20 protein-coding genes are annotated in these 21,953 nt (G+C 59.2%); 17 read left to right on the top strand and 3 right to left on the bottom strand.

Annotated elements, in window-relative coordinates:
• The first annotated feature begins 68 nt into the window (after window positions 1-68).
• The 7 genes from accA (at window position 69) to ispD (ending at window position 7,862) form a co-directional block, all read left to right on the top strand.
• Window positions 69-1,016 carry an acetyl-CoA carboxylase carboxyl transferase subunit alpha gene (accA, locus tag KBY08_RS02040; RefSeq protein ID WP_003364825.1) on the top strand — a complete coding sequence of 316 codons (948 nt, stop codon included), beginning with the start codon at window positions 69-71 and terminating at the stop codon, window positions 1,014-1,016.
• Window positions 1,017-1,151: 135 nt separating this feature from the next.
• On the top strand, window positions 1,152-2,489 hold the full coding sequence (gene tilS / locus KBY08_RS02035) for a tRNA lysidine(34) synthetase TilS (RefSeq protein WP_024659885.1): 1,338 nt from the start codon (window positions 1,152-1,154) through the stop codon (window positions 2,487-2,489).
• 263 nt (window positions 2,490-2,752) lie between these two features.
• Window positions 2,753-4,384 carry a CTP synthase gene (locus KBY08_RS02030; protein WP_003364819.1) on the top strand — a complete coding sequence of 544 codons (1,632 nt, stop codon included), beginning with the start codon at window positions 2,753-2,755 and terminating at the stop codon, window positions 4,382-4,384.
• Between the two features lie 14 nt (window positions 4,385-4,398).
• Complete coding sequence (gene kdsA, locus KBY08_RS02025) at window positions 4,399-5,244, top strand: 3-deoxy-8-phosphooctulonate synthase (RefSeq protein WP_004406226.1); 846 nt, start codon at window positions 4,399-4,401, stop codon at window positions 5,242-5,244.
• A gap of 138 nt (window positions 5,245-5,382) precedes the next feature.
• The gene (gene eno / locus KBY08_RS02020) at window positions 5,383-6,669 is read left to right on the top strand and encodes a phosphopyruvate hydratase (protein WP_003339565.1); all 1,287 of its coding nucleotides are present in this window, start codon (window positions 5,383-5,385) and stop codon (window positions 6,667-6,669) included.
• Between the two features lie 190 nt (window positions 6,670-6,859).
• Window positions 6,860-7,138: a cell division protein FtsB gene (gene ftsB, locus KBY08_RS02015; protein WP_003314315.1), complete on the top strand. Its 279-nt coding sequence runs from the start codon at window positions 6,860-6,862 to the stop codon at window positions 7,136-7,138.
• A 13-nt stretch (window positions 7,139-7,151) separates the two neighbouring features.
• Window positions 7,152-7,862, top strand: coding sequence for a 2-C-methyl-D-erythritol 4-phosphate cytidylyltransferase (ispD, locus tag KBY08_RS02010; protein WP_004406223.1), 711 nt, complete (start codon window positions 7,152-7,154; stop codon window positions 7,860-7,862).
• Window positions 7,863-7,869: 7 nt separating this feature from the next.
• Here the strand turns inward: ispD and KBY08_RS02005 are convergent, their stop codons facing one another.
• Entirely contained in the window at window positions 7,870-8,766 is an 897-nt protein-coding gene (locus KBY08_RS02005) for a LysR family transcriptional regulator (RefSeq protein ID WP_004406220.1), read from the bottom strand.
• A 104-nt stretch (window positions 8,767-8,870) separates the two neighbouring features.
• On the opposite strand from KBY08_RS02005, the gene KBY08_RS02000 reads away from it, so the two are divergent.
• The 8 genes from KBY08_RS02000 to rpoS all read left to right on the top strand — a co-directional run bounded on the left by KBY08_RS02000 (window position 8,871) and on the right by rpoS (window position 16,107).
• Complete coding sequence (locus KBY08_RS02000) at window positions 8,871-9,983, top strand: S-(hydroxymethyl)glutathione dehydrogenase/class III alcohol dehydrogenase (RefSeq protein WP_003314319.1); 1,113 nt, start codon at window positions 8,871-8,873, stop codon at window positions 9,981-9,983.
• A gap of 96 nt (window positions 9,984-10,079) precedes the next feature.
• Window positions 10,080-10,925: an S-formylglutathione hydrolase gene (fghA, locus tag KBY08_RS01995; RefSeq protein ID WP_004406217.1), complete on the top strand. Its 846-nt coding sequence runs from the start codon at window positions 10,080-10,082 to the stop codon at window positions 10,923-10,925.
• Window positions 10,926-10,978: 53 nt separating this feature from the next.
• Window positions 10,979-11,452 carry a 2-C-methyl-D-erythritol 2,4-cyclodiphosphate synthase gene (ispF, locus tag KBY08_RS01990; RefSeq protein WP_024651772.1) on the top strand — a complete coding sequence of 158 codons (474 nt, stop codon included), beginning with the start codon at window positions 10,979-10,981 and terminating at the stop codon, window positions 11,450-11,452.
• Window positions 11,449-12,507, top strand: coding sequence for a tRNA pseudouridine(13) synthase TruD (gene truD / locus KBY08_RS01985; RefSeq protein WP_024659886.1), 1,059 nt, complete (start codon window positions 11,449-11,451; stop codon window positions 12,505-12,507). Before ispF ends, truD begins: the two co-directional genes overlap by 4 nt.
• Window positions 12,495-13,244: a 5'/3'-nucleotidase SurE gene (gene surE, locus KBY08_RS01980; protein ID WP_004406214.1), complete on the top strand. Its 750-nt coding sequence runs from the start codon at window positions 12,495-12,497 to the stop codon at window positions 13,242-13,244. The genes truD and surE overlap by 13 nt, the downstream gene beginning before the upstream one ends.
• Window positions 13,245-13,285: 41 nt before the next feature.
• Entirely contained in the window at window positions 13,286-13,921 is a 636-nt protein-coding gene (locus KBY08_RS01975) for a protein-L-isoaspartate(D-aspartate) O-methyltransferase (RefSeq protein WP_004406213.1), read from the top strand.
• Window positions 13,922-14,129: 208 nt separating this feature from the next.
• Entirely contained in the window at window positions 14,130-14,996 is an 867-nt protein-coding gene (locus tag KBY08_RS01970; protein WP_004406211.1) for a peptidoglycan DD-metalloendopeptidase family protein, read from the top strand.
• 103 nt (window positions 14,997-15,099) lie between these two features.
• On the top strand, window positions 15,100-16,107 hold the full coding sequence (gene rpoS / locus KBY08_RS01965; protein ID WP_003314325.1) for an RNA polymerase sigma factor RpoS: 1,008 nt from the start codon (window positions 15,100-15,102) through the stop codon (window positions 16,105-16,107).
• Between the two features lie 545 nt (window positions 16,108-16,652).
• Here rpoS and fdxA read toward each other — a convergent pair.
• Window positions 16,653-16,976 (bottom strand): ferredoxin FdxA, encoded by a 324-nt coding sequence (gene fdxA, locus KBY08_RS01960; RefSeq protein ID WP_003314327.1) that lies wholly within the window; start codon window positions 16,974-16,976, stop codon window positions 16,653-16,655.
• Window positions 16,977-17,235: 259 nt separating this feature from the next.
• Window positions 17,236-19,803 (bottom strand): DNA mismatch repair protein MutS, encoded by a 2,568-nt coding sequence (mutS, locus tag KBY08_RS01955; protein ID WP_177410916.1) that lies wholly within the window; start codon window positions 19,801-19,803, stop codon window positions 17,236-17,238.
• Between the two features lie 471 nt (window positions 19,804-20,274).
• On the opposite strand from mutS, the gene KBY08_RS01950 reads away from it, so the two are divergent.
• Both KBY08_RS01950 and recA read left to right on the top strand, forming a co-directional pair.
• Window positions 20,275-20,790: a CinA family protein gene (locus tag KBY08_RS01950; protein WP_032619601.1), complete on the top strand. Its 516-nt coding sequence runs from the start codon at window positions 20,275-20,277 to the stop codon at window positions 20,788-20,790.
• A gap of 93 nt (window positions 20,791-20,883) precedes the next feature.
• Window positions 20,884-21,948, top strand: coding sequence for a recombinase RecA (gene recA, locus KBY08_RS01945; RefSeq protein ID WP_002554688.1), 1,065 nt, complete (start codon window positions 20,884-20,886; stop codon window positions 21,946-21,948).
• Window positions 21,949-21,953: the final 5 nt, after the last annotated feature.

Here is a 21,953-nt window from a genome sequence, read left to right as displayed (position 1 = left end):
TCCGAACAGGAACGGCGCAGACGGATCAACCGGCCGGCCTCTTGGCCGTCGACCCAAGACGGATGCCTATGAACCCGAATTTTCTTGATTTCGAACAGCCTATCGCTGACTTGCAGGCCAAAATCGAAGAACTGCGCTTGGTGGGTAACGACAACTCGCTGAACATCGGCGACGAGATCTCCCGGCTGCAAGACAAGAGCAAGACGCTCACCGAAAGCATCTTCGGCAACCTGACCAGCTGGCAGATCGCGCGCATGGCGCGCCATCCGCGTCGTCCCTACACGCTGGACTACATCGAAAACATCTTTACCGAATTCGATGAGCTGCACGGTGATCGTCATTTCTCCGATGATGCGGCGATCGTCGGCGGTATTGCCCGTCTGGACAACCAGCCAGTCATGGTCATCGGTCATCAGAAAGGTCGTGAAGTGCGCGAGAAGGTTCGTCGCAACTTCGGTATGCCGCGCCCCGAAGGCTATCGCAAGGCCTGCCGTCTGATGGAGATGGCCGAGCGCTTCAAGATGCCGATCCTGACCTTTATCGACACGCCGGGCGCCTATCCGGGTATCGACGCGGAAGAGCGCAACCAGAGCGAGGCCATTGCCTGGAACCTGCGCGTGATGGCCCGTCTCAAGACGCCGATCATCGCTACCGTCATCGGTGAAGGCGGTTCCGGTGGTGCGCTGGCGATTGGTGTCTGTGACCAGTTGAACATGCTGCAGTATTCGACCTACGCGGTGATCTCTCCGGAAGGCTGCGCGTCGATTCTGTGGAAAACCGCCGAGAAGGCCCCGGATGCTGCCGAAGCCATGGGCATCACCGCTGATCGCCTGAAAGGCCTGGGTATCGTCGACAAGGTCATCGCCGAACCTCTGGGTGGCGCGCATCGTGACCCGGTAGCCGCCGCTGCCTTGATTCGTGAAGAGCTGAGCAGTCAGCTGGCGATGCTCAAGGAGTTCGATAACGACGAACTGCTGGCCCGCCGTTATGACCGCTTGATGAGCTACGGTCTGTAAGCTGCATCGCCCCGATTGTTTCCACGTCTTGCGGGCTTCTGCCCGAAGGGCGTGGGAGCGAACCTGTTCGCGAAAGGGCGGGTTCGAGCACTGAAGCCGTTAGTGTGCGAACCCGCCAGGCCGGTGAAAACACCCATGACCACCCCCTCACGCACCGGTCATGATCTTTCTGTCAGGCTTCTTCAAGTCCTGGCCCCCTGGCGCAATGCGCCTGTCTGGCATGTCGGTTTCTCCGGCGGCCTCGACTCAACCGTGCTTTTGTATCTTCTGGCTGAGCTCGCCAGTCGCGAAACCCTGCCTGCGCTAAACGCCATCCACGTGCATCACGGTCTGCAGCCCGATGCCGACGCCTGGCCAGAGCATTGTCAGCAGGTCTGCAGGACGCTCGGGGTGGCATTCGAGTCGGTTCGTCTTCAGGTCGAGCCGGGTCCAAGTCTCGAGCAGGCGGCCCGGCAGGCGCGATACAGCGCGTTCAGCGAGCGGCTGGGTGAGGGCGAGGTGCTGCTGACGGGGCAGCATCGCGATGATCAGGCCGAGACCCTGTTGTTCCGTCTGCTGCGCGGCGCAGGCGTACGCGGTCTGGCTGCGATGCCCGATCAGCGGGTGCTGGGGTGTGGGCACCTGGTGAGGCCGCTCCTGGATATGTCGCGAATGCAGCTGGAGGATTACGCGCATCGGCACGGGCTGAACTGGATCGAAGATCCCAGCAATGACGATCAGCAGTTCTCGCGCAATTTTCTGCGCAGTCAGGTACTGCCGTTGCTGACCTCCCGATGGCCACAGGCAGCGGCCAGTCTGGCGCGAACCGCACGTCACCTTGGCGAAGCGCAGCAATTGCTGGACGAGCTTGCGCTGCAGGATATTGCCCATGCCCAGGCTGCAACGTCGTTCGCTTGGATTGGCCTGCCGGTATTGAGTCTTGGGCCGATTGCCGCATTGTCCGCAGCCCGGCAGCGCAATGCACTGCGTCACTGGCTTGCACCGCTGACGCGCCTGCCGGACACCGATCACTGGGCCGGCTGGGAGGCGTTGCGCGATGCGGCGCAGGACGCGGGTCCGCTGTGGCGGCTCGCCGATGGAGCGCTGCACAGGGCGCAGGGCTGCCTCTGGTGGGTGCCCGCTGGCTGGGAGCCGCTCGGTCATCAGACAATGGACTGGTCAGACCCTGGCGCGGCGCTGCTCCTTCCCGGTAATGGCCGCGTGGTTCTGCAAGGCGAGGCGCCGTCGGGGTGTCTGCAAGTCCGCTATCGGCAGGGCGGTGAAGTGTTACGCCTGGACGGGCGTGGCAGCCGTGACCTCAAGCGCTTGCTCAACGAGCAGGCAGTGCCGGCGTTTCTGCGCGGCAGATTGCCGCTGCTGTACCTCGATAACGTGCTGCTGGCGGTCGCCAACCTGCCAGGGCTGGACGGTTCGCCCAATGAAAACTGGCGTTTGCGCTGGGTTGCGCCGACCGGCGACCAAAGTTTGAGCTGAAAGGCCCTTTCAGGTAGACTACGCTCCCTTCTTGATACAGCTTCTGTCGGCTCTTTTGAAACGACATGAGTTGCCGGTTACCAACCAGTATTTACTGGGTAATTCTTAAAATGTAGCGCACACCACACTGGCTTCGGCCGGTCGGTTTCAACGCAGCAGTTTCGGGAGTGCACCGTGAATTTTGTCGGTAATCGGGGGCTTCGGCCTTCCTTCGCTATCCCCGGCGGCTCTGACCGCTTTAACGCAGACTTCTAGGGTTTTTCATGACGCGCTACATCTTCGTCACGGGCGGTGTTGTTTCTTCATTGGGGAAAGGCATTGCCTCGGCTTCATTGGCGGCCATCCTGGAGGCGCGGGGACTCAAGGTCACCATGCTCAAACTGGATCCCTACATCAACGTGGACCCAGGCACCATGAGCCCGTTCCAGCACGGTGAGGTGTTCGTCACTCACGACGGCGCCGAGACCGACCTGGACCTTGGTCACTATGAGCGGTTCATCCGCACCACCATGACCCAGAACAACAACTTCACCACCGGCCGTGTGTACGAGCACGTCCTGCGCAAAGAGCGCCGTGGTGATTACCTGGGCGCGACCATTCAGGTCATCCCGCACATCACCGATGAAATCAAGCGCCGCATCATCAAGGGTGCAGGCGATGCCGACGTGGCGCTGGTCGAGATCGGCGGCACGGTGGGTGACATCGAGTCCCAGCCGTTCCTTGAAGCCATCCGCCAGTTGCGTTTCGAAGTCGGCGCGCGCCGCGCGATGCTGATGCACCTGACGCTGGTGCCGTACATCGCCACTGCCGGCGAGACCAAGACCAAGCCGACCCAGCATTCGGTCAAGGAATTGCGCTCCATCGGCCTGCAGCCTGATGTGCTGGTCTGCCGTTCCGATCACCCGATCGACGTTTCCTCGCGTCGCAAGATCGCTCAGTTCACCAACGTCGAAGAGCGTGCAGTCATCGCCCTCGAAGACGCGGACACCATCTACAAGATCCCGGGCATTCTGCATTCGCAAGGCCTGGACGATTTTGTGGTCGAGCGCTTCGGCCTGCAATGTGGCGGTGCCGACCTGTCCGAGTGGGACAAGGTTGTCGACGCCAAGCTCAACCCGGAACACGAAGTGACCATCGCGATGGTCGGCAAGTACATGGAACTGCTCGACGCCTACAAGTCGTTGATCGAAGCCATGAGCCACGCCGGTATTACCAATCGCACCAAGGTCAACCTGCGCTACATCGATTCTGAAGACATTGAAAACCAGGGCACCGGCCTGCTGGAAGGCGTGGATGCAATCCTGGTGCCGGGTGGCTTCGGTCTGCGCGGCGTGGAAGGCAAGATCACGGCCGTTCAGTTCGCCCGTGAGAACAAGGTTCCGTACCTGGGCATCTGCCTGGGCATGCAGGTCGCAGTCATCGAGTTCGCCCGTAACGTGCTGGGCTGGAAAGACGCCAACTCCACCGAGTTCGACCGCACCAGCGCACACGCTGTGGTGGGGCTGATCACCGAATGGGAAGACGCCACCGGCGCAGTCGAAACCCGTACCGAAAGCTCCGATCTGGGCGGCACCATGCGTCTGGGTGCGCAAGAGTGCCAGCTTGAAGCCGGTTCGCTGGTTCACGATTGCTACACCAAGGACGTGATCGTCGAACGTCATCGTCATCGCTACGAAGTGAACAACAACCTGTTGCCACAACTGATCGAGGCCGGCCTGAAGATTTCCGGTCGCTCCGGCGACGGCGCGCTGGTTGAAGTGGTCGAAGCTCCGGACCATCCATGGTTCGTCGCTTGCCAGTTCCACCCGGAATTCACCTCCACGCCCCGTGACGGTCATCCGCTGTTCAGCGGTTTCGTCAAGGCGGCACTGGCTCAACATCAGAAAAATTCCTGACAGGGACTGCAGACATGGCTCAGAAAATCATCCGCGTAGGTTCGATCGAGGTCGCCAACGACAAGCCAATGGTGCTGTTCGGCGGCATGAACGTACTCGAATCCCGGGATATGGCCATGCAGGTCTGTGAAGAATACGTAAAGGTGACCGAAAAGCTCGGTATCCCTTACGTGTTCAAGGCCAGCTTCGACAAGGCCAACCGCTCTTCGGTGAACTCCTACCGTGGGCCGGGCCTTGAAGAGGGCATGCGTATTTTCGAAGAGATCAAGCGCACCTTCAACGTGCCGCTGATCACCGATGTTCACGAGCCTCATCAGGCTGCCGTGGTGGCCGAAGTCTGCGACGTCATTCAACTGCCGGCTTTCCTGTCGCGGCAGACCGATCTGGTTGTGGCGATGGCGAAAACCGGCGCGATCATCAACATCAAGAAAGCCCAGTTCCTTGCACCCCAGGAAATGAAACACATCCTGACCAAGTGCGAAGAGGCCGGTAACGATCAGTTGATTCTCTGTGAGCGGGGTTCCAGCTTCGGTTACAACAACCTGGTCGTGGACATGCTTGGCTTCGGCATCATGAAACAGTTCGAGTACCCGATCCTGTTCGACGTGACCCACGCCCTGCAGATGCCGGGCGGTCGTTCCGATTCTGCCGGCGGCCGCCGCGCTCAGGTGCTGGACCTGGCCAAGGCCGGTATCAGTCAGAATCTGGCCGGTCTGTTCCTTGAAGCCCATCCGGACCCTGACAACGCCAAGTGCGACGGGCCATGTGCCTTGCGTCTGGACAAACTGGAGCCGTTCCTGGCCCAGCTCAAGTCACTGGATGAACTTGTCAAAAGTTTTCCGATCGTAGAGACCGCTTGAGCAGGGTTCTCCGGTAAAGTGCCGTTCCCCGTCATTCGTGACGGGGTTGTCACATTCAGGGCTGCCGGTTTTTGCGCCTGACTGTGAACATCGTTTTCCCGCTGCGTCGTTTTCGTCAATCCTGGAGTGTTTACAACAATGGCAAAAATCGTTGACATCAAAGGTCGTGAAGTTCTTGACTCCCGTGGCAACCCAACCGTTGAAGCAGATGTGCTCCTCGATAACGGCATCATCGGCAGCGCCTGCGCGCCGTCTGGCGCTTCAACCGGCTCGCGCGAAGCGCTGGAGCTGCGTGATGGCGACAAGAGCCGTTACATGGGCAAGGGCGTTCTGAAGGCTGTTGCCAATATCAATGGTCCGATCCGCGACCTGCTGCTGGGCAAGGATCCGGTTGACCAGAAGGCGCTGGATCACGCGATGATCGAGCTGGACGGCACCGAAAACAAGGCAAGCCTGGGCGCGAACGCCATCCTCGCGGTCTCCCTGGCAGCTGCCAAGGCAGCGGCACAGGATCAGGACCTGCCGCTGTACGCGCACATCGCCAACCTCAATGGCACACCGGGTGTGTATTCCATGCCAGTGCCGATGATGAACATCATCAACGGTGGCGAGCATGCCGATAACAACATCGACATCCAGGAATTCATGATCCAGCCTGTCGGCGCCAAGTCCTTCGCTGAAGGCCTGCGCTGGGGCACCGAGATTTTCCATCACCTCAAGGCGGTTCTCAAGGCGCGTGGCCTGAACACCGCAGTGGGCGACGAAGGTGGCTTCGCGCCTAACCTGGCGTCCAACAAGGAAGCGCTCGACGCCATCGCCGAGGCGGTTGCCAATGCGGGTTACACGCTGGGCACTGACGTGACTCTGGCGCTGGACTGCGCAGCGAGCGAGTTCTACAAGAACGGCAAGTACAAGCTGAGCGAAGAGGGCGAGTACAGCTCTGCCGAGTTTGCCGAATACCTTGCCGAGCTGACTCGCAAACACCCGATCATTTCCATTGAAGACGGTCTGGACGAGTCCGATTGGGATGGCTGGAAAATCCTCACCGACAAGATCGGCGAGAAAACCCAGCTGGTAGGTGACGACCTGTTCGTGACCAACACCAAGATCCTCAAGGAAGGCATCGACAAGAAGATCGCCAACTCGATCCTGATCAAGTTCAACCAGATCGGCACGCTGACCGAAACCCTGGAAGCCATTCAGATGGCCAAGGCTGCCGGTTATACTGCGATCATCTCTCACCGTTCCGGCGAGACCGAAGATTCGACCATTGCCGACCTGGCGGTGGGCACCTCTGCCGGTCAGATCAAAACCGGTTCGCTGTGCCGCTCCGATCGCGTGTCCAAGTACAACCAATTGCTGCGCATCGAGGAGCAATTGGGCTCCAAGGCTGTGTATCGTGGTCGTGCCGAGTTTCGCGGCTGAGCCATAGATGGTAAAAAGACGCAGAGTGCTGCACGGATTCGGGTTCCCTGACTCGCCTGTGCAGCTCCGATGCTGACGCTCCGCGGTAATCTGGAGTGATTGAGCCTGGCTTATGTCAGGCTCAATGCCCTCAGTCGTTTGTTGTTCACGTTGGCTCTGCTGTCTTTTTTACTGGGTACCTGATATTTCAATGCGCAGTCCTAACTGGTTGTTCCTCGTCCTGCTCCTGTTGCTGGCTGGCTTGCAGTACCGCCTTTGGGTCGGTAACGGAAGCCTCGCGCAAGTGGCCAGCCTGACTCAGCAGATTGCCGACCAGCACGCTGAAAATCAGGTGCTGCTGGAGCGCAACCGCGTGCTTGATGCCGAGGTCATGGAATTGAAAAAAGGTCTGGAAACCGTCGAAGAGCGTGCCCGACATGAATTGGGCATGGTCAAGGACGGCGAAACCCTTTACCAGCTCGCGCAATAATCAAGTTGGTGCGATGAAAGACTTTCTTCCTGCCTTCTGGGCGGTGATACCTGCAGCGGGCATTGGTGCTCGCATGGCAGCCGACCGTCCCAAGCAATACCTGTCACTGGGCGGCCTGACAATTCTGGAACACAGCCTGCTTTGTTTTCTCGATCACCCCCGTCTCAAGGGGTTGGTGATCAGTCTGGCTGTGGACGACCCTTACTGGGCGGCATTGCCCTGCGCGCATGACACTCGCATCCAGCGCGTGGACGGCGGCAGCGAGCGCTCAGGCTCGGTGCTCAACGCGCTTCTGCACCTGCATGCGCAGGGCGCCAGTGACAATGACTGGGTGCTGGTTCATGACGCTGCGCGTCCGAATCTGGCGCGCAGTGATCTGGATAATCTGCTCGGCGAGCTGGCCGATGATCCTGTCGGCGGCCTGCTGGCCGTGCCGGCCCGCGATACGCTCAAGCGTGCCGACAGCAGCGGTCGCGTGCTTGAGACTGTGGATCGCAGCCTGGTCTGGCAAGCGTTCACGCCGCAGATGTTTCGTCTTGGGGCCCTGCATCGCGCCCTGGCGGACAGCCTGGTCTCCAACGTCAGCATCACCGATGAGGCATCGGCCATCGAGTGGGCAGGGCAGTCGCCCCGCCTGATCGAGGGGCGCTCGGATAACATCAAGGTCACTCGCCCCGAGGACCTGGAATGGCTACGTCAGCGCCGCAGCGAGTTCGGGCGCTAGGTTTTCGCTATTGGCGATATTCATCCCGCATCGCCAACCCTTCCTTAAGATAATCCACCAGCTTGCGCACCTTGGGTGACAGGTGCCTTTGCTGCGGATACAGCGCCCACACGGCGGTGTTGGGCGGTTGATGTGCCTCCAGCAACGACACCAGCGTGCCGTCGTTGAGGTGTTTCTGCACGTAGTAATCCGGCAACTGGCATAAGCCGACCCCGTGCAGCGCGGCATCCAGCACGGCCTGGCCGCTGTTACAGCGCCAGTTGCCTTGCACACGTTGGGAAAATTCACGCCCGTTCTGCTGAAGCTGCCAGGTGTCGCTGCCACCGATCAGGCAATTGTGGCGATTTAGTTCTGAAAGGCTGTGCGGCCGGCCGTAACGCTGGATGTAGGACGGCGAAGCGCACAGGTACATCTGCCGTGGCGCGAGGCGGGTTGCGACCAGACGCGAATCCTGCAGCCGACCCAGACGAATCGCCAGGTCCATGCCTTCATGAACCAGATCCAGCGTGTCGTTGCTCAGCTCGATATCGACCCGCAGGTGTGGGTACACATCCATGAAACGCGTGACCAGCGGCGTGATGAAGCGCTCCCCGTACGCCACGGCGCAGGTCATGCGCAACAACCCCTTCGGTTCGCTGGCCAGATCGCCCACGGCGCGCAGTGCTTCTTCACGGCCGTCCTGCAGGCGCTGGCAGTGATGCAGAAAGGTCTGCCCGGCTTCGGTGAGTGCGACCTTGCGTGTACTGCGGTACAGCAGACGGGTCTGCAGGCGTTCTTCAAGACGCACGATCTGACGGCTGACGTGCGACGAGGAGACCCCGAGCCGCTGAGCCGCCGCCGTGAACTGCCCGCATTCCGCGACAGCAACGAACTCATCCAGACCTTCCCAACGATTGGTGTACATCGATTATCCCTGTACAGCATTAATGTTTTGCTTTTAGCCGCATTACTCGTCAATTGGCACTGTACTACACTGCAATCCTTGTTTTTACCCGTCGGAGAAGATTGATGATCAAGTCGCGCGCTGCTGTCGCTTTTGAAGCCAAAAAGCCATTGGAGATCGTTGAAGTCGATGTGGCCATGCCCAAGGCGGGAGAAGTGCTGCTCAGAGTAGTAGCCTCCGGCGTTTGCCACACCGATGCCTACACATTGTCCGGGGCTGACCCTGAAGGGATTTTTCCGTCGATCCTCGGCCACGAAGGTGGTGCGATTGTCGAAGCGGTGGGTGAGGGCGTGACCTCGGTGGTGGTCGGCGACCACGTGATTCCGCTGTACACCCCGGAATGCCGTCAGTGCAAGTTCTGCCGCTCGGGCAAGACCAACCTGTGCCAGGCGATTCGTGCCACGCAGGGTAAAGGCCTGATGCCGGATGGCACCACGCGCTTTTCCTACAAGGGCGAGCCGATTTTCCATTACATGGGCACCTCGACCTTCTCCGAATACACCGTACTGCCGGAAATCTCGGTGGCCAAAATCGACAAGCAGGCACCGCTGGAAAAAGTCTGCCTGCTGGGATGTGGCGTCACCACCGGTATCGGTGCGGTGCTCAACACCGCCAAGGTCAAGCCTGGTGATACCGTGGCCATCTTCGGTCTGGGCGGTATTGGCCTCTCGGCATTGATCGGTGCGGTCAAAGCCAAGGCGGCTCGAATCATCGCCATCGACATCAACCCGGCCAAGTTCGAGATCGCCAAACAGCTGGGCGCGACTGATTGCGTCAATCCGAAGGATTTCGACCGTCCGATCCAGGAAGTCATCGTCGACATGACCGATGGCGGCGTCGACTTCTCGTTTGAGTGCATCGGTAATGTGCAACTGATGCGTGCAGCGCTGGAATCCTGCCACAAGGGCTGGGGCGAGTCGGTCATCATCGGCGTGGCCGGCGCCGGTCAGGAAATCGCTACCCGTCCGTTCCAGCTGGTGACCGGGCGCGTCTGGCGCGGTTCGGCATTTGGCGGCGTGCGTGGCCGTACCGAATTGCCGAGCTATGTGGACATGGCGCAGACCGGAGAAATCCCGCTCGATACGTTCATCACCCACACCATGGGCCTGGAGGACATCAACAAGGCGTTCGACCTGATGCATGAAGGCAAAAGCATCCGCACCGTCATTCATTTTTAAGGAGCAGCGGCAAGCTGTCAGCTCCAAGCGGCAAGCACGAAGGTCTCTTACATGCTTGTAACTTGCGGCTTGTAGCTTGCAGCTGGAGGACATCACATGCCTTTGGAAAATATTTCCTGTCAAAAGAGTTTCGGCGGCTGGCACAAGCGCTACAAGCACCACTCCCAGGTGCTGGGCTGCGACATGGTGTTTGCCGTCTATCTGCCACCGCAGGCGGAGCAGGGCGGCAAGCTGCCGGTGTTGTACTGGCTGTCCGGCCTGACCTGTACGGATGAAAATTTCATGCAGAAAGCCGCCGCCCATCGACTGGCGGCCGAGTTGGGCATCATCATCGTGGCGCCTGATACCAGTCCGCGTGGTGCCGACGTGGCAGATGACCCTGACGGCGCCTGGGACTTCGGTCAAGGCGCGGGCTTCTACCTCAACGCTACCGAGCAGCCTTATGCACGGCATTACCAAATGCATGATTACGTGGTCAAGGAGCTGCCGGCGCTGATCGAGGGGCATTTTCCGGCGTCACAGGTGCGCAGTATCAGCGGGCACTCGATGGGCGGTCACGGCGCGCTGGTCTGCGCATTGCGTAATCCGGGTCGCTATCGGTCGGTGTCGGCGTTCTCGCCGATCAGTAATCCGATCGATTGCCCATGGGGGCAAAAGGCATTCTCGCGTTATCTGGGCGAAGACCGTTCCCGCTGGCGCGAATGGGATGCCAGCGTGCTGATTGCGCAGGCGTCCGAAAAGCTGCCGACGCTGGTCGATCAGGGCGATCGTGACGATTTTCTGGTCAATCAGCTCAAGCCTGAGGCGCTGGTTCAGGCGGCCAAGGCTGCGGACTATCCGCTGACCCTGCGCATGCAGCCAGGCTACGACCACAGCTATTTCTTCATCGCCAGCTTCATTGAGGACCATCTCAGGCATCACGCTGCAGCCTTGAACAGCTAACGCGCGCCAAAGCAGGTAGAATCACGCCCTGACTTTTTTCAGGGCGTTTTTTTATGCGTATTGGCCATGGCTATGATGTGCACCGTTTTGCTGAAGGCGACTTCATTACCTTGGGCGGCGTGCGGATTGCACACGGGTTCGGCCTGCTGGCCCATTCCGATGGCGATGTCCTGCTGCATGCCTTGAGCGACGCGCTTCTGGGCGCCGCAGCGCTGGGCGATATCGGCAAGCATTTTCCCGACACCGATCCGCAGTTCAAGGGCGCCGACAGCCGCGTGCTGCTGCGTCATGTCCTCACGCTGATCCAGGGCAAAGGCTGGAAGGTTGGTAATGTCGACGCCACCATCGTCGCTCAGGCACCAAAAATGGCACCGCATATCGATGCCATGCGGGCATTGATCGCTGAAGATCTTCAGGTTGAGCCGGACCAGGTCAACGTCAAGGCCACAACGACCGAAAAGCTTGGCTTTACCGGGCGTGAAGAAGGCATCGCGGTGCATGCCGTTGCGTTGTTGCTGCGCGCATGAACGAACTTGAACTGCTGGGCCCGCGAGCTTACGGCGAGGCGCTGGGGCGTGCAGTCCTCAAGGCGACTGCCGAAGACTTTCAGGTCGACGAAGTGCTGGACATTCCGCTTTCCGGAGATGGCGAGCACTTGTGGCTATGGGTCGAGAAGCGCGGTCTGAACACGGAAGAGGCGGCACGTCGGCTGGCCAGGGCTGCGGGCGTTCAGCTGCGCACAGTCAGCTACGCCGGGCTCAAGGATCGCCAGGCACTGACCCGCCAGTGGTTCAGCATTCAACTGCCGGGCAAGGCCGATCCTGACCTGTCCGCGGCGCAGGACGACACGCTGCAGATTCTCAAGAGCGGCCGCCACAAACGCAAGCTGCAGCGCGGCGCCCATGCGGCCAATGGCTTCACGCTGCGTCTGACCCAGCTGGATGCACACAAGGACGCCTTGAATCAGCGTCTTGAAACCATCGCCCGGCAGGGCATCCCCAATTATTTCGGCGCGCAGCGTTTCGGTTATCAGGGCGGAAATCTTGGCGAGGCACGCGATTACGCCGCCCGCAAGGCGCTGCCTGAGCAACGCGCGGTGCGTTCGCGACTGTTGTCCACGGCGCGCAGTTACCTGTTCAATCGGGTGTTGGCCGCCCGGGTTGCCGATGGCAGCTGGCAGAAGGCTCAGGTCGGTGATTTGCTCGCGTTCACCGACAGCCGCAGCTTTTTTCCGGCCGGGGTGGATGAATGCAGTGATCCTCGTCTGGCGATCCTCGACCTTCACCCCACCGGACCACAGTGGGGTGAAGGCCCTTCGCCAGCTGGCGGTGCGACGGCAGCGCTGGAAAATACCGTTGCCGATGACGAATCTGTGTTGCGTGACTGGCTGGTCAGAGCGGGCATGGAGCACGAACGTCGCATCCTGCGACTGCCCATTGGGCGGCTGACGTGGCATTATCCCGAGTCTGACATTCTGCAACTGGAATTCGTCCTTCCGCCCGGATGCTTTGCTACCGTTTTGGTCCGCGAACTCATCGATCTGGTGCCGGTTGGGCAGACGGACAGCTCATGCGTATTCTGATATCAAATGATGACGGGGTGAATGCGCCCGGTCTTGTCGCGCTCCATGCGGCGTTGGCGGACTACGCCGACTGCGTGGTGATTGCGCCTGATCAGGACAAAAGTGGTGCCAGCAGTTCTCTGACACTCGACCGGCCCCTGCATCCGCACACCCTGGAAAATGGCTTCATCAGTGTCAACGGTACGCCCACCGACTGCGTGCATCTGGGCATTCACGGGCTACTGGAGCGTCAACCGGACATGGTGGTTTCAGGCATCAACCTGGGGGCCAATCTGGGCGACGATGTACTGTATTCCGGAACGGTCGCTGCAGCCCTGGAAGGGCGTTTTCTGCAGCGCCCGTCGTTTGCCTTTTCGTTTCTGTCACGTCAGCCGGATAATCTGGCGACGGCGGCGCATTACGCGCGTTTGCTGGTCGAGGCCCATGAGCAACTCGACCTGCCACCCCGCACGGTATTGAACGTGAATATTCCCAACCTGCCGCTCGAGCATATCCGCGGCATTCAATTGACCCGATTGGGGCATCGTGCCCGCGCTGCAGCACCGATCAGGGTCGTCGACCCGCGTGGCCGTGCAGGCTACTGGATCGCGGCTGCCGGCGATGTCGAGGACGGCGGTGCCGGGACCGACTTTCATGCGGTCGTACAAGGCTACGTATCGATCACGCCGTTGCAACTGGATAGAACCTGTCAGGACGGATTCAGCAGCCTGAACACCTGGCTGGAGGGACTTCGTTGATGTCACGCGAGCAGGATGATTTATTGCGTCGAGGGATCGGAATGACGTCGCAGCGTACCCGCGAGCGTCTGATTCAACGCCTCTGTGAAGAGGGCATTTCCAATCAGCGGGTACTGGACGTCATTCGCAAGACGCCCCGGCATCTGTTTGTCGATGAAGCGCTGGCGCATCGCGCCTACGAAGACACCGCATTGCCCATCGGCCACAACCAGACGATATCCCAGCCCTACATGGTCGCGCGGATGAGCGAGCTGCTGCTGGCAGCAGGGCCGCTGGACAAGGTCATGGAGATCGGTACAGGGTCCGGCTATCAGACCGCTGTGCTCGCCCAGCTGGTAGAGCGAGTGTTTTCGGTCGAGCGCATCAAGGGGCTGCAGGATCGCGCCAAGGAGCGTCTGGTCGAGCTCAATCTGCGCAACGTGGTTTTCCGCTGGGGTGACGGCTGGGAGGGCTGGCCAGCCCTGGCGCCGTATAACGGCATCATCGTCACGGCGGTGGCAACCGATGTACCGCAGGCATTGCTCGATCAACTGGCACCTGGAGGCCGTCTGGTCATCCCTGTTGGCTCTGGGGAGGTTCAGCAGTTGATGCTTATCATTCGTGAAGAAAACGGTTTTTCCCGGCATGTGCTGGGGGCTGTGCGCTTCGTACCCTTGCTCAACGGGCCCATCGCTTGAAGATTGTCTGCGGTAAACAATGAATTCTGGCGTCAGTCATCGGTCTACAGCGCGCGGCCCGGAATGTTGAATGGCCTGATGGCATCATTTCCACGCAGCTGATTGATACTTAACAGCGTTTTTCAGCGGCTTATCACTGGCTGCCCGTTGCTATTACGACACAATAGGCATCTTTTTTGAATTCAGTCACCAGTAAAGGGAGTGGCGGGTGAGTCTCACAGTCATTCAGCAGCTCAGGTCTTCAAGAAGTTATCAGCGTCTGGTGATTGGCATTGCTCTCAGTGTCCTTTTGGTCGGCTGCTCCAGCTCGCCTTCAGGCGGCGTTCGCGTGGTCGATCGCAACGGCAATGCAGTCGCCCAGCGCCCGACGGTGACCACCGGCCAATATGTGGTCAGGCGCGGTGACACACTTTTTTCCATTGCATTTCGTTACGGCTGGGACTGGAAGGCGCTGGCTGCCCGTAACCAGATCCCGGAGCCGTTTACCATCAAGCCCGGTCAGACAATTCGCTTTGACGGACGCTCCTCTTCAACGCCGAATGTGGTTTCAACGTCCGGTGCGGGGCGTCCGGTGACGTCTACATCGACCAGTACCGGCAGTTCCGGATCCGTCAAAACCACGGTCATGTCCAAACCCGTTGCGGTTGTACCTGTGGTTATACCTCCGTCGGCGACCACCGGGACAGGCCCGGCCGGCAAGTCTCCGACGGGTTGGACCTGGCCTTCGAGTGGCATTTTGATAGGAAAATTTTCCTCAAACGGCAGTTTGAATAAAGGAATTGATATCGCTGGTGATTTGGGACAGCCTGTTTTGGCAGCGTCTGATGGTTCAGTTGTTTACGCCGGAAGTGGATTACGGGGCTACGGCGAATTGATCATCATCAAACACAGCGATACCTACGTCAGTGCCTACGGTCATAACCGCAGGCTTTTGGTACGGGAAGGACAACAGGTCAAGGCAGGGCAGACGATTGCCGAAATGGGGTCAACAGGAACTGACCGGGTGAAACTGCATTTTGAGATTCGCCGCCAAGGGAAACCTGTAGATCCGTTAGGATTCTTGCCACGTCGTTGATAGTTGTCAGCCTGTTCCTGGCGTAGTAGGAACAGGCTCAAGCGTTGCCATGGAACCAGGCGATGCTGGAGCTTGAGGTCGAACTCACCAAAGGACTAAAACAATGGCTCTTGGCAACGAAGCGCCGGAGTTTGACATCGATGATGAAGTGCTCCTTATGGAAGCCGGCATTGTCCTGAAGGAAGCGTCAAACGAGAAGCAGCCAGCCGCTGTCTCGGGACGTACCAAGGTCAAGCATTCAACATCGCTCAAACAACACAAGTACATTGACTACACGCGGGCGCTCGATGCTACCCAGCTGTACCTCAATGAGATCGGTTTTTCTCCTCTATTGTCCCCGGAAGAAGAAGTTCATTTTGCGCGTCTGTCGCAAAGTGGAGATCCGGCCGGGCGCAAACGCATGATTGAAAGCAATCTGCGGCTGGTAGTGAAAATTGCCAGACGCTATGTCAATCGTGGGCTTTCATTGCTTGATCTGATCGAGGAGGGCAACCTGGGGTTGATCCGGGCGGTTGAGAAGTTCGACCCAGAGCGCGGCTTTCGTTTTTCGACCTACGCCACCTGGTGGATTCGTCAGACCATTGAACGCGCGATCATGAATCAGACGCGGACCATCCGGCTGCCGATTCATGTGGTCAAGGAGCTGAACGTTTATCTGCGTGCGGCCAGAGAGCTGACCCAGAAGCTGGATCACGAGCCTTCTCCTGAAGAGATCGCCAACCTGCTGGAAAAACCGGTAGGCGAGGTCAAGCGCATGCTGGGCCTGAACGAGCGTGTTTCGTCGGTGGACGTTTCGCTGGGGCCGGATTCGGACAAGACACTGCTCGATACCTTGACCGACGACCGTCCGACAGACCCCTGCGAGCTGCTGCAGGACGACGATCTTTCACAGAGCATCGATCAATGGCTGTCTGAACTGACCGAGAAGCAGCGCGAGGTTGTGATTCGTCGCTTTGGCTTGCGCGGGCATGAAAGCAGCACGCTTGAAGATGTAGGACTTGAGATTGGTCTGACGCGTGAGCGTGTAAGGCAGATTCAGGTCGAAGGACTCAAGCGTCTGCGCGAGATCCTTGAGAAAAACGGTCTGTCCAGCGAGTCGCTCTTCCAGTAATCCCCCTCCGTAGCCACCATCCAGGGCCGATATAACACCGTGTGTGTATATATCGGCCTCTTTATATGTCTTCCGTCATTCCAATGTTGCTGCGCGTGCTGCCAGCAGACGCTGCTCTGCCTGGTCGATAACTACGTCCCTGTACTCATAAGTTTCAAAGCCTGTAAGTCATTGCGTACGCTTGCTGTAAGTCATTCAGTTAAGCAGAGTGAGGCTTGTCGCCAACTCGCCTGTTTTTCCATTGCAAGGCTTTGTTTTAGAAGAGGTTCTAATTTTGAAAGGCGATCTTCCAGGAAATATTCTGGAGCGTTTCGGGTGTTGCTCTCCAGGGTTAAATCTCTAATATCGAAGCTGTGCCAACGGACAGGCACAGGCCATCAAGGATGAAGGCCGGGATATTGCGGGATGCGATTCATCAGGATGATGACTAGGGAATACAGGGATCAAGGAAAAATGTGGGCGGGTCATACCGCCCCTTTTTTTATCTGCAGAAAATCGTCTTCAACAAAAAAGGCCCTCTTGAGGGCCTTTTGTCTGTATGGAATCTAGCGTTCCAGATCAGCGATCTTGCCGGTTTTGCCATCCCACTCTGCCGCATCCGGCATAGCGTCTTTCTTTTCGGTGATATTGGGCCAGATTTCAGCAAGCTCGGCATTGAGCTCAATGAAGTTTTCCATGCCGGCAGGAATCTCGTCTTCAGAGTAAATGGCTACGGCAGGGCACTCTGGCTCGCAGAGCGCGCAGTCGATGCACTCGTCCGGGTGAATCACCAGGAAATTCGGGCCTTCGTAAAAGCAGTCCACCGGACAGACTTCTACGCAGTCGGTGTACTTGCACTTGATGCAGTTGTCGGTGACGACGAAGGTCATTTCTAATTTTCTCCTCAGGCGGCTGCGGCAGAGCCCTTCCAGACAGGGATGTCAGGTTCGGGAGGTTTCCCGGCCCTATGAAAACACGTGCTTGTGGTGGGTGGCCTTGAGGCAGTAAGACTGCGTCGTCTGCTACCTCTCCCTGCTACCTACCGGCGGTTCGCTGCATTTTCACGCGGCTCGAAAAACGCCTCGACCAGGCTAAAAGCCGAGAGCGTCCCAAACCGCGCGGGATTCTAACAGTATGTAACGCTTCGCGTCACAGGCGAGTTTGCAATGTGTATAGCAAATCCAGCGCCTGTCGCGGGGTCATATCGTCGACCTTGACCTTCGACAGCTCGTCGAGCACCGGGTGCGGCAGACTTGCGAACATATCGCTCTGCTGCGGGACAGCGGGCTTGCCGGGTTTGGCGCGCGGCTGCTCGTGCGGCAGGCTGGTGGTTTCCAGACGTTGCAAGTGCTCCTTGGCGCGGCTGATGACCTTGCCCGGCACACCGGCCAGTTGCGCCACGGCCAGGCCATAGCTCTGGCTCGCAGGCCCGGGCAGGACGCGGTGCAGGAACACGATGCGCTCGTTATGCTCGGTGGCATTGAGGTGCACGTTGGTCACCAGCGGTTCGCTTTCCGGCAACACCGTCAGTTCGAAATAGTGCGTGGCGAACAGCGTGTAGGCACGCAGTTGCGCCAGACACTCGGCTGCCGCCCAGGCCAGCGATAGGCCGTCGAAGGTGCTGGTACCGCGCCCGACTTCATCCATCAGCACCAGACTCTTATCGGTGGCGTTGTGCAGGATGTTTGCCGTTTCGCTCATTTCGACCATGAACGTCGAGCGTCCGCCCGCCAGGTCGTCGCTGGAGCCGATGCGCGTGAAGATCCGGTCGACCAGCGACAGTTCGCAGCTGGCGGCGGGGACGAAGCTGCCGATATGGGCCAGCAGTACGATCAGCGCCGTCTGACGCATATAGGTCGATTTACCGCCCATGTTCGGGCCGGTGATGACCAGCATGCGCGTGCTGTCGTCCAGCGCCAGGTCGTTGGCCACGAAAGGCGTACTCAGGACCTGTTCCACCACCGGATGGCGACCCTGCTCGATGCGCATGCACGGTTCGGCGACAAAGCGTGGGCAATTGAGGTCCAGATTCAGCGCGCGTTCCGCAAGGTTGCTCAGCACGTCCAGTTCGGCCAGCGCCGCCGCTGTGTCCTGAAGCGGCGCAAGATGACCGATCAGGTCTTCGAGCAGTGTTTCGTAGAGCATCTTTTCCCGAGCCAGCGCGCGGCTCTTGGCCGACAACGCCTTGTCTTCGAACTCCTTGAGTTCGGGCGTGATAAAGCGCTCGGCGCCCTTCAGGGTCTGGCGGCGTATGTAATCAGCCGGCGCCTGCTCGGCCTGCTTGCTTGGCAGCTCGATGAAGTAGCCATGCACGCGGTTGTAGCCGACTTTCAGGTTGCCGAGGCCGGTACGGGCTTTTTCGCGGGCTTCCAGGTCGATCAGGAACTGACCGGCGTTTTCGCTCAGCGACTGCAGATCATCCAGTTCAGCGTCGTAGCCCGTCTTCAAAACGCCGCCGTCACGGATGACGGCTGGCGGATTGTCGATGATCGCGCGCTGCAGCAGGTCGGCCAGCTCGGGATAGGTTCCGGCAGTCTGCGCAAGTTGCTGCAGATGCGGCGCGTCCAGATCGGTCATCGCCTGTTGCAGTTCGGGCAGGGCGCTCAGTGCGTCGCGCAGGCGGGCGAGGTCACGTGGCCGCGCGTTACGCAGGCCGATACGCGCCAGAATCCGCTCGATGTCGCCGATTTCCTTGAGCTGTGGCTGCAGGTTTTCGAAGCGATAGCGTTCCAGAAAACAGGTGATCGATGTCTGCCGTGCCTGAAGGATGGTCAGGTCGCGCAGTGGCCGGTTCAGCCAGCGGGTCAGCAGCCGCGTGCCCATTGCGGTCTGGCAGCGGTCCATGACCGATTGCAGGGTGTTGTCACGGCCCCCGGACAGGTTGGTGTCCAGTTCCAGGTTACGGCGGCTGGCGGCATCGAGGATCACGGTATCGTCGAGACGTTCGTGACGCAGGCTGCGTAAATGGGGCAGGGCGGTACGCTGGGTTTCCTTGGCATAACTGAGCAGGCAGCCGGCAGCACCAATGGCCAGCGTGAGGTTTTCGCAACCGAAACCCTTCAGGTCCTGGGTTGCAAACTGCTGACACAGACTTTTGTGGGCTGAGTCACGCTCGAAATCCCAGGGTGCGCGACGTCGAGAACCACGGCGTTTCTCGGCGGGCAGACCTGGTGGCCAGTCATCCGGAATCAACAGCTCGACCGGGTTGATGCGCTCGAGCTCGGCCAGCAGGTTCTCCCAACCCTTGATCTCCAGCACACTGAAGTTGCCGCTGGTGATATCCAGTACCGCCAGGCCGAACAGGCGTTCGTCACCCAGCACGGCGGCGATCAGGTTATCGCGGCGCTCGTCGAGCAGGGCCTCATCGCTGATGGTCCCTGGCGTGATGATCCGCACCACCTGACGATCCACCGGCCCCTTGCTGGTGGCCGGGTCGCCGATTTGCTCGCAGATCACCACCGATTCGCCCAGTTTCACCAGCTTGGCCAGATAACCCTCGGCTGCGTGGTAGGGAATCCCGCACATGGGAATGCTCTGACCTGCCGACTGGCCGCGTGCGGTCAGGGTTATGTCCAGCAGCTTGGCGGCTTTCTTCGCGTCTTCGTAGAAGATCTCGTAGAAATCGCCCATGCGATAAAACATCAGCTGATCCAGGTGCTGGTTTTTGAGTTTCCAGTACTGCTGCATCATCGGAGTGTGTGCGGAGAGGTCGGAAATTGCTTTATTCATCAGTGGCTTAGGCAAGTTCTTGAGAGGAGTGAGGCAACCTTGAGACGCGACGGGTAGCCCTTGTCTGAAGCAAGGGGCGTCTGCCGGGTATGTGCGATGGCGGCAAGGTTATCACGCTCGACCGGGTGGTGCAGTGACAGCGTGGCGCCCGCGTATTGGTGACCGGGCGTTTCCAGACAGCCATGCAGCTCGATTTGCCGTATAGACTTTCATCGCTGCCACTCGATCTCCGGGCGGTAACTTATAAAAAAGGATTTTTATATGAAGAACAAACGAGCAAGGGACTCTGTCAGCGGGCGCTTCATCCCTTTGGAAGAAGCCAGAAAAAGGCCGAGAGAAACCACGGTGGAAACGGTCAAAAAGCCCGGGCGCAGGAAAAATGACAAGTAAAGCAGCATGCTCAGTACCGTTGCGCGGCAGGTGCGCGGCTCCAGGATTCACCTTTACAGGCTTTCCAGCATGAACGATTACACCGTGAGTGAGATAACCGGGCTTGCCGATACGCTTGGCAGGCTTCTCGACGCAATGAACGCGCAAGTGACCACTGCCGAATCCTGTACGGGGGGCGGAATCGCCGAAGCGATCACGCGCATTGCCGGCAGCTCGGCGTGGTTCGAAGCCGGTTACGTGACCTATTCGAACGCCCAGAAGACCCGTCAGTTAGGGGTGCCCGAGGTATTGTTCGAACAGGTCGGGGCGGTCAGCCAGCCGGTCGTCGAAGCCATGGTGCGAGGCGCGCAGCGTGAAAGCGGTGCACGATTCGCCGTCGCGGTCAGCGGTGTCGCAGGCCCCGGCGGCGGTTCGCCGGACAAACCGGTCGGTACTGTGTGGCTGTGCTGGGGCAAGGATGATGCGTCGGTCAGCCGCTGTTACCGGTTCGATGGCGACCGTGATCAGGTTCGTCGACAGACGGTCGAAGCCGCGCTGCACGGGCTGATACAGCTTGCGCGCGGAGAAATGCCAAAACAGGGGTAGGCGCGCGCTCACTGCTGTGGAATAATACTGTCTACTTATACAGGTGTTGTGGCCATCAAGGCCCTAATTGAATTTGATTACGTGAGGACTTCAATGGACGACAACAAGAAGAAAGCCTTGGCTGCGGCCTTGGGTCAGATCGAGCGTCAGTTCGGTAAAGGCGCCGTGATGCGCATGGGCGATCACGATCGCCAGGCGATCCCTGCCATCTCCACCGGTTCGCTGGGTCTGGATATCGCTCTCGGTATTGGCGGACTGCCAAAAGGCCGGATCGTGGAAATCTACGGTCCTGAGTCTTCCGGTAAAACCACACTGACGCTGTCGGTCATCGCCCAGGCCCAGAAAATGGGCGCTACCTGTGCCTTTGTCGACGCCGAACACGCGCTGGATCCGGAGTACGCAGGCAAACTGGGCGTCAATGTCGACGACCTGCTGGTTTCGCAGCCGGACACTGGTGAGCAGGCGCTGGAAATCACCGACATGCTGGTGCGCTCCAATGCCATCGACGTGATCGTGGTCGACTCCGTTGCTGCGCTGGTGCCGAAGGCAGAGATCGAAGGCGAAATGGGTGACATGCACGTGGGTCTGCAGGCGCGTCTGATGTCGCAGGCGCTGCGCAAGATCACCGGCAACATCAAGAACGCCAACTGCCTGGTGATCTTCATCAACCAGATCCGCATGAAGATCGGCGTGATGTTCGGCAGCCCGGAAACCACCACCGGTGGTAACGCGCTGAAGTTTTACGCTTCGGTACGCCTGGACATCCGTCGTACGGGCGCGGTCAAGGAAGGCGATGAGGTTGTCGGCAGCGAAACCCGCGTCAAGGTTGTGAAGAACAAGGTGGCTCCGCCGTTCCGTCAGGCCGAGTTCCAGATTCTTTACGGCAAGGGTATCTACCTGAACGGTGAAATCGTCGATCTGGCCGTTCTGCATGGTTTTGTCGAGAAGTCCGGTGCCTGGTACAGCTACCAGGGCAGCAAGATTGGTCAGGGCAAGGCCAACTCGGCCAAGTTCCTGGCAGATAACCCGGAAATCTGCAAAGCGCTCGAGAAGCAGATCCGCGACAAATTGCTGACCCCTGGCGTCGACACCAAGGCTGTCGGCTCCCGTGAAGCAGTGGCTGCCGATGATATGTCTGAAGCAGATGTCGATATCTGATAGAC

Origin of the sequence: Pseudomonas sp. P135, assembly GCF_020312125.1 — a bacterium.
Classification (GTDB): Bacteria; Pseudomonadota; Gammaproteobacteria; order Pseudomonadales; family Pseudomonadaceae; genus Aquipseudomonas; species Aquipseudomonas fragariae.
Note: the sequence above shows the minus strand (reverse complement) of the source record. Positions and strands in the feature narration are given on the sequence as shown.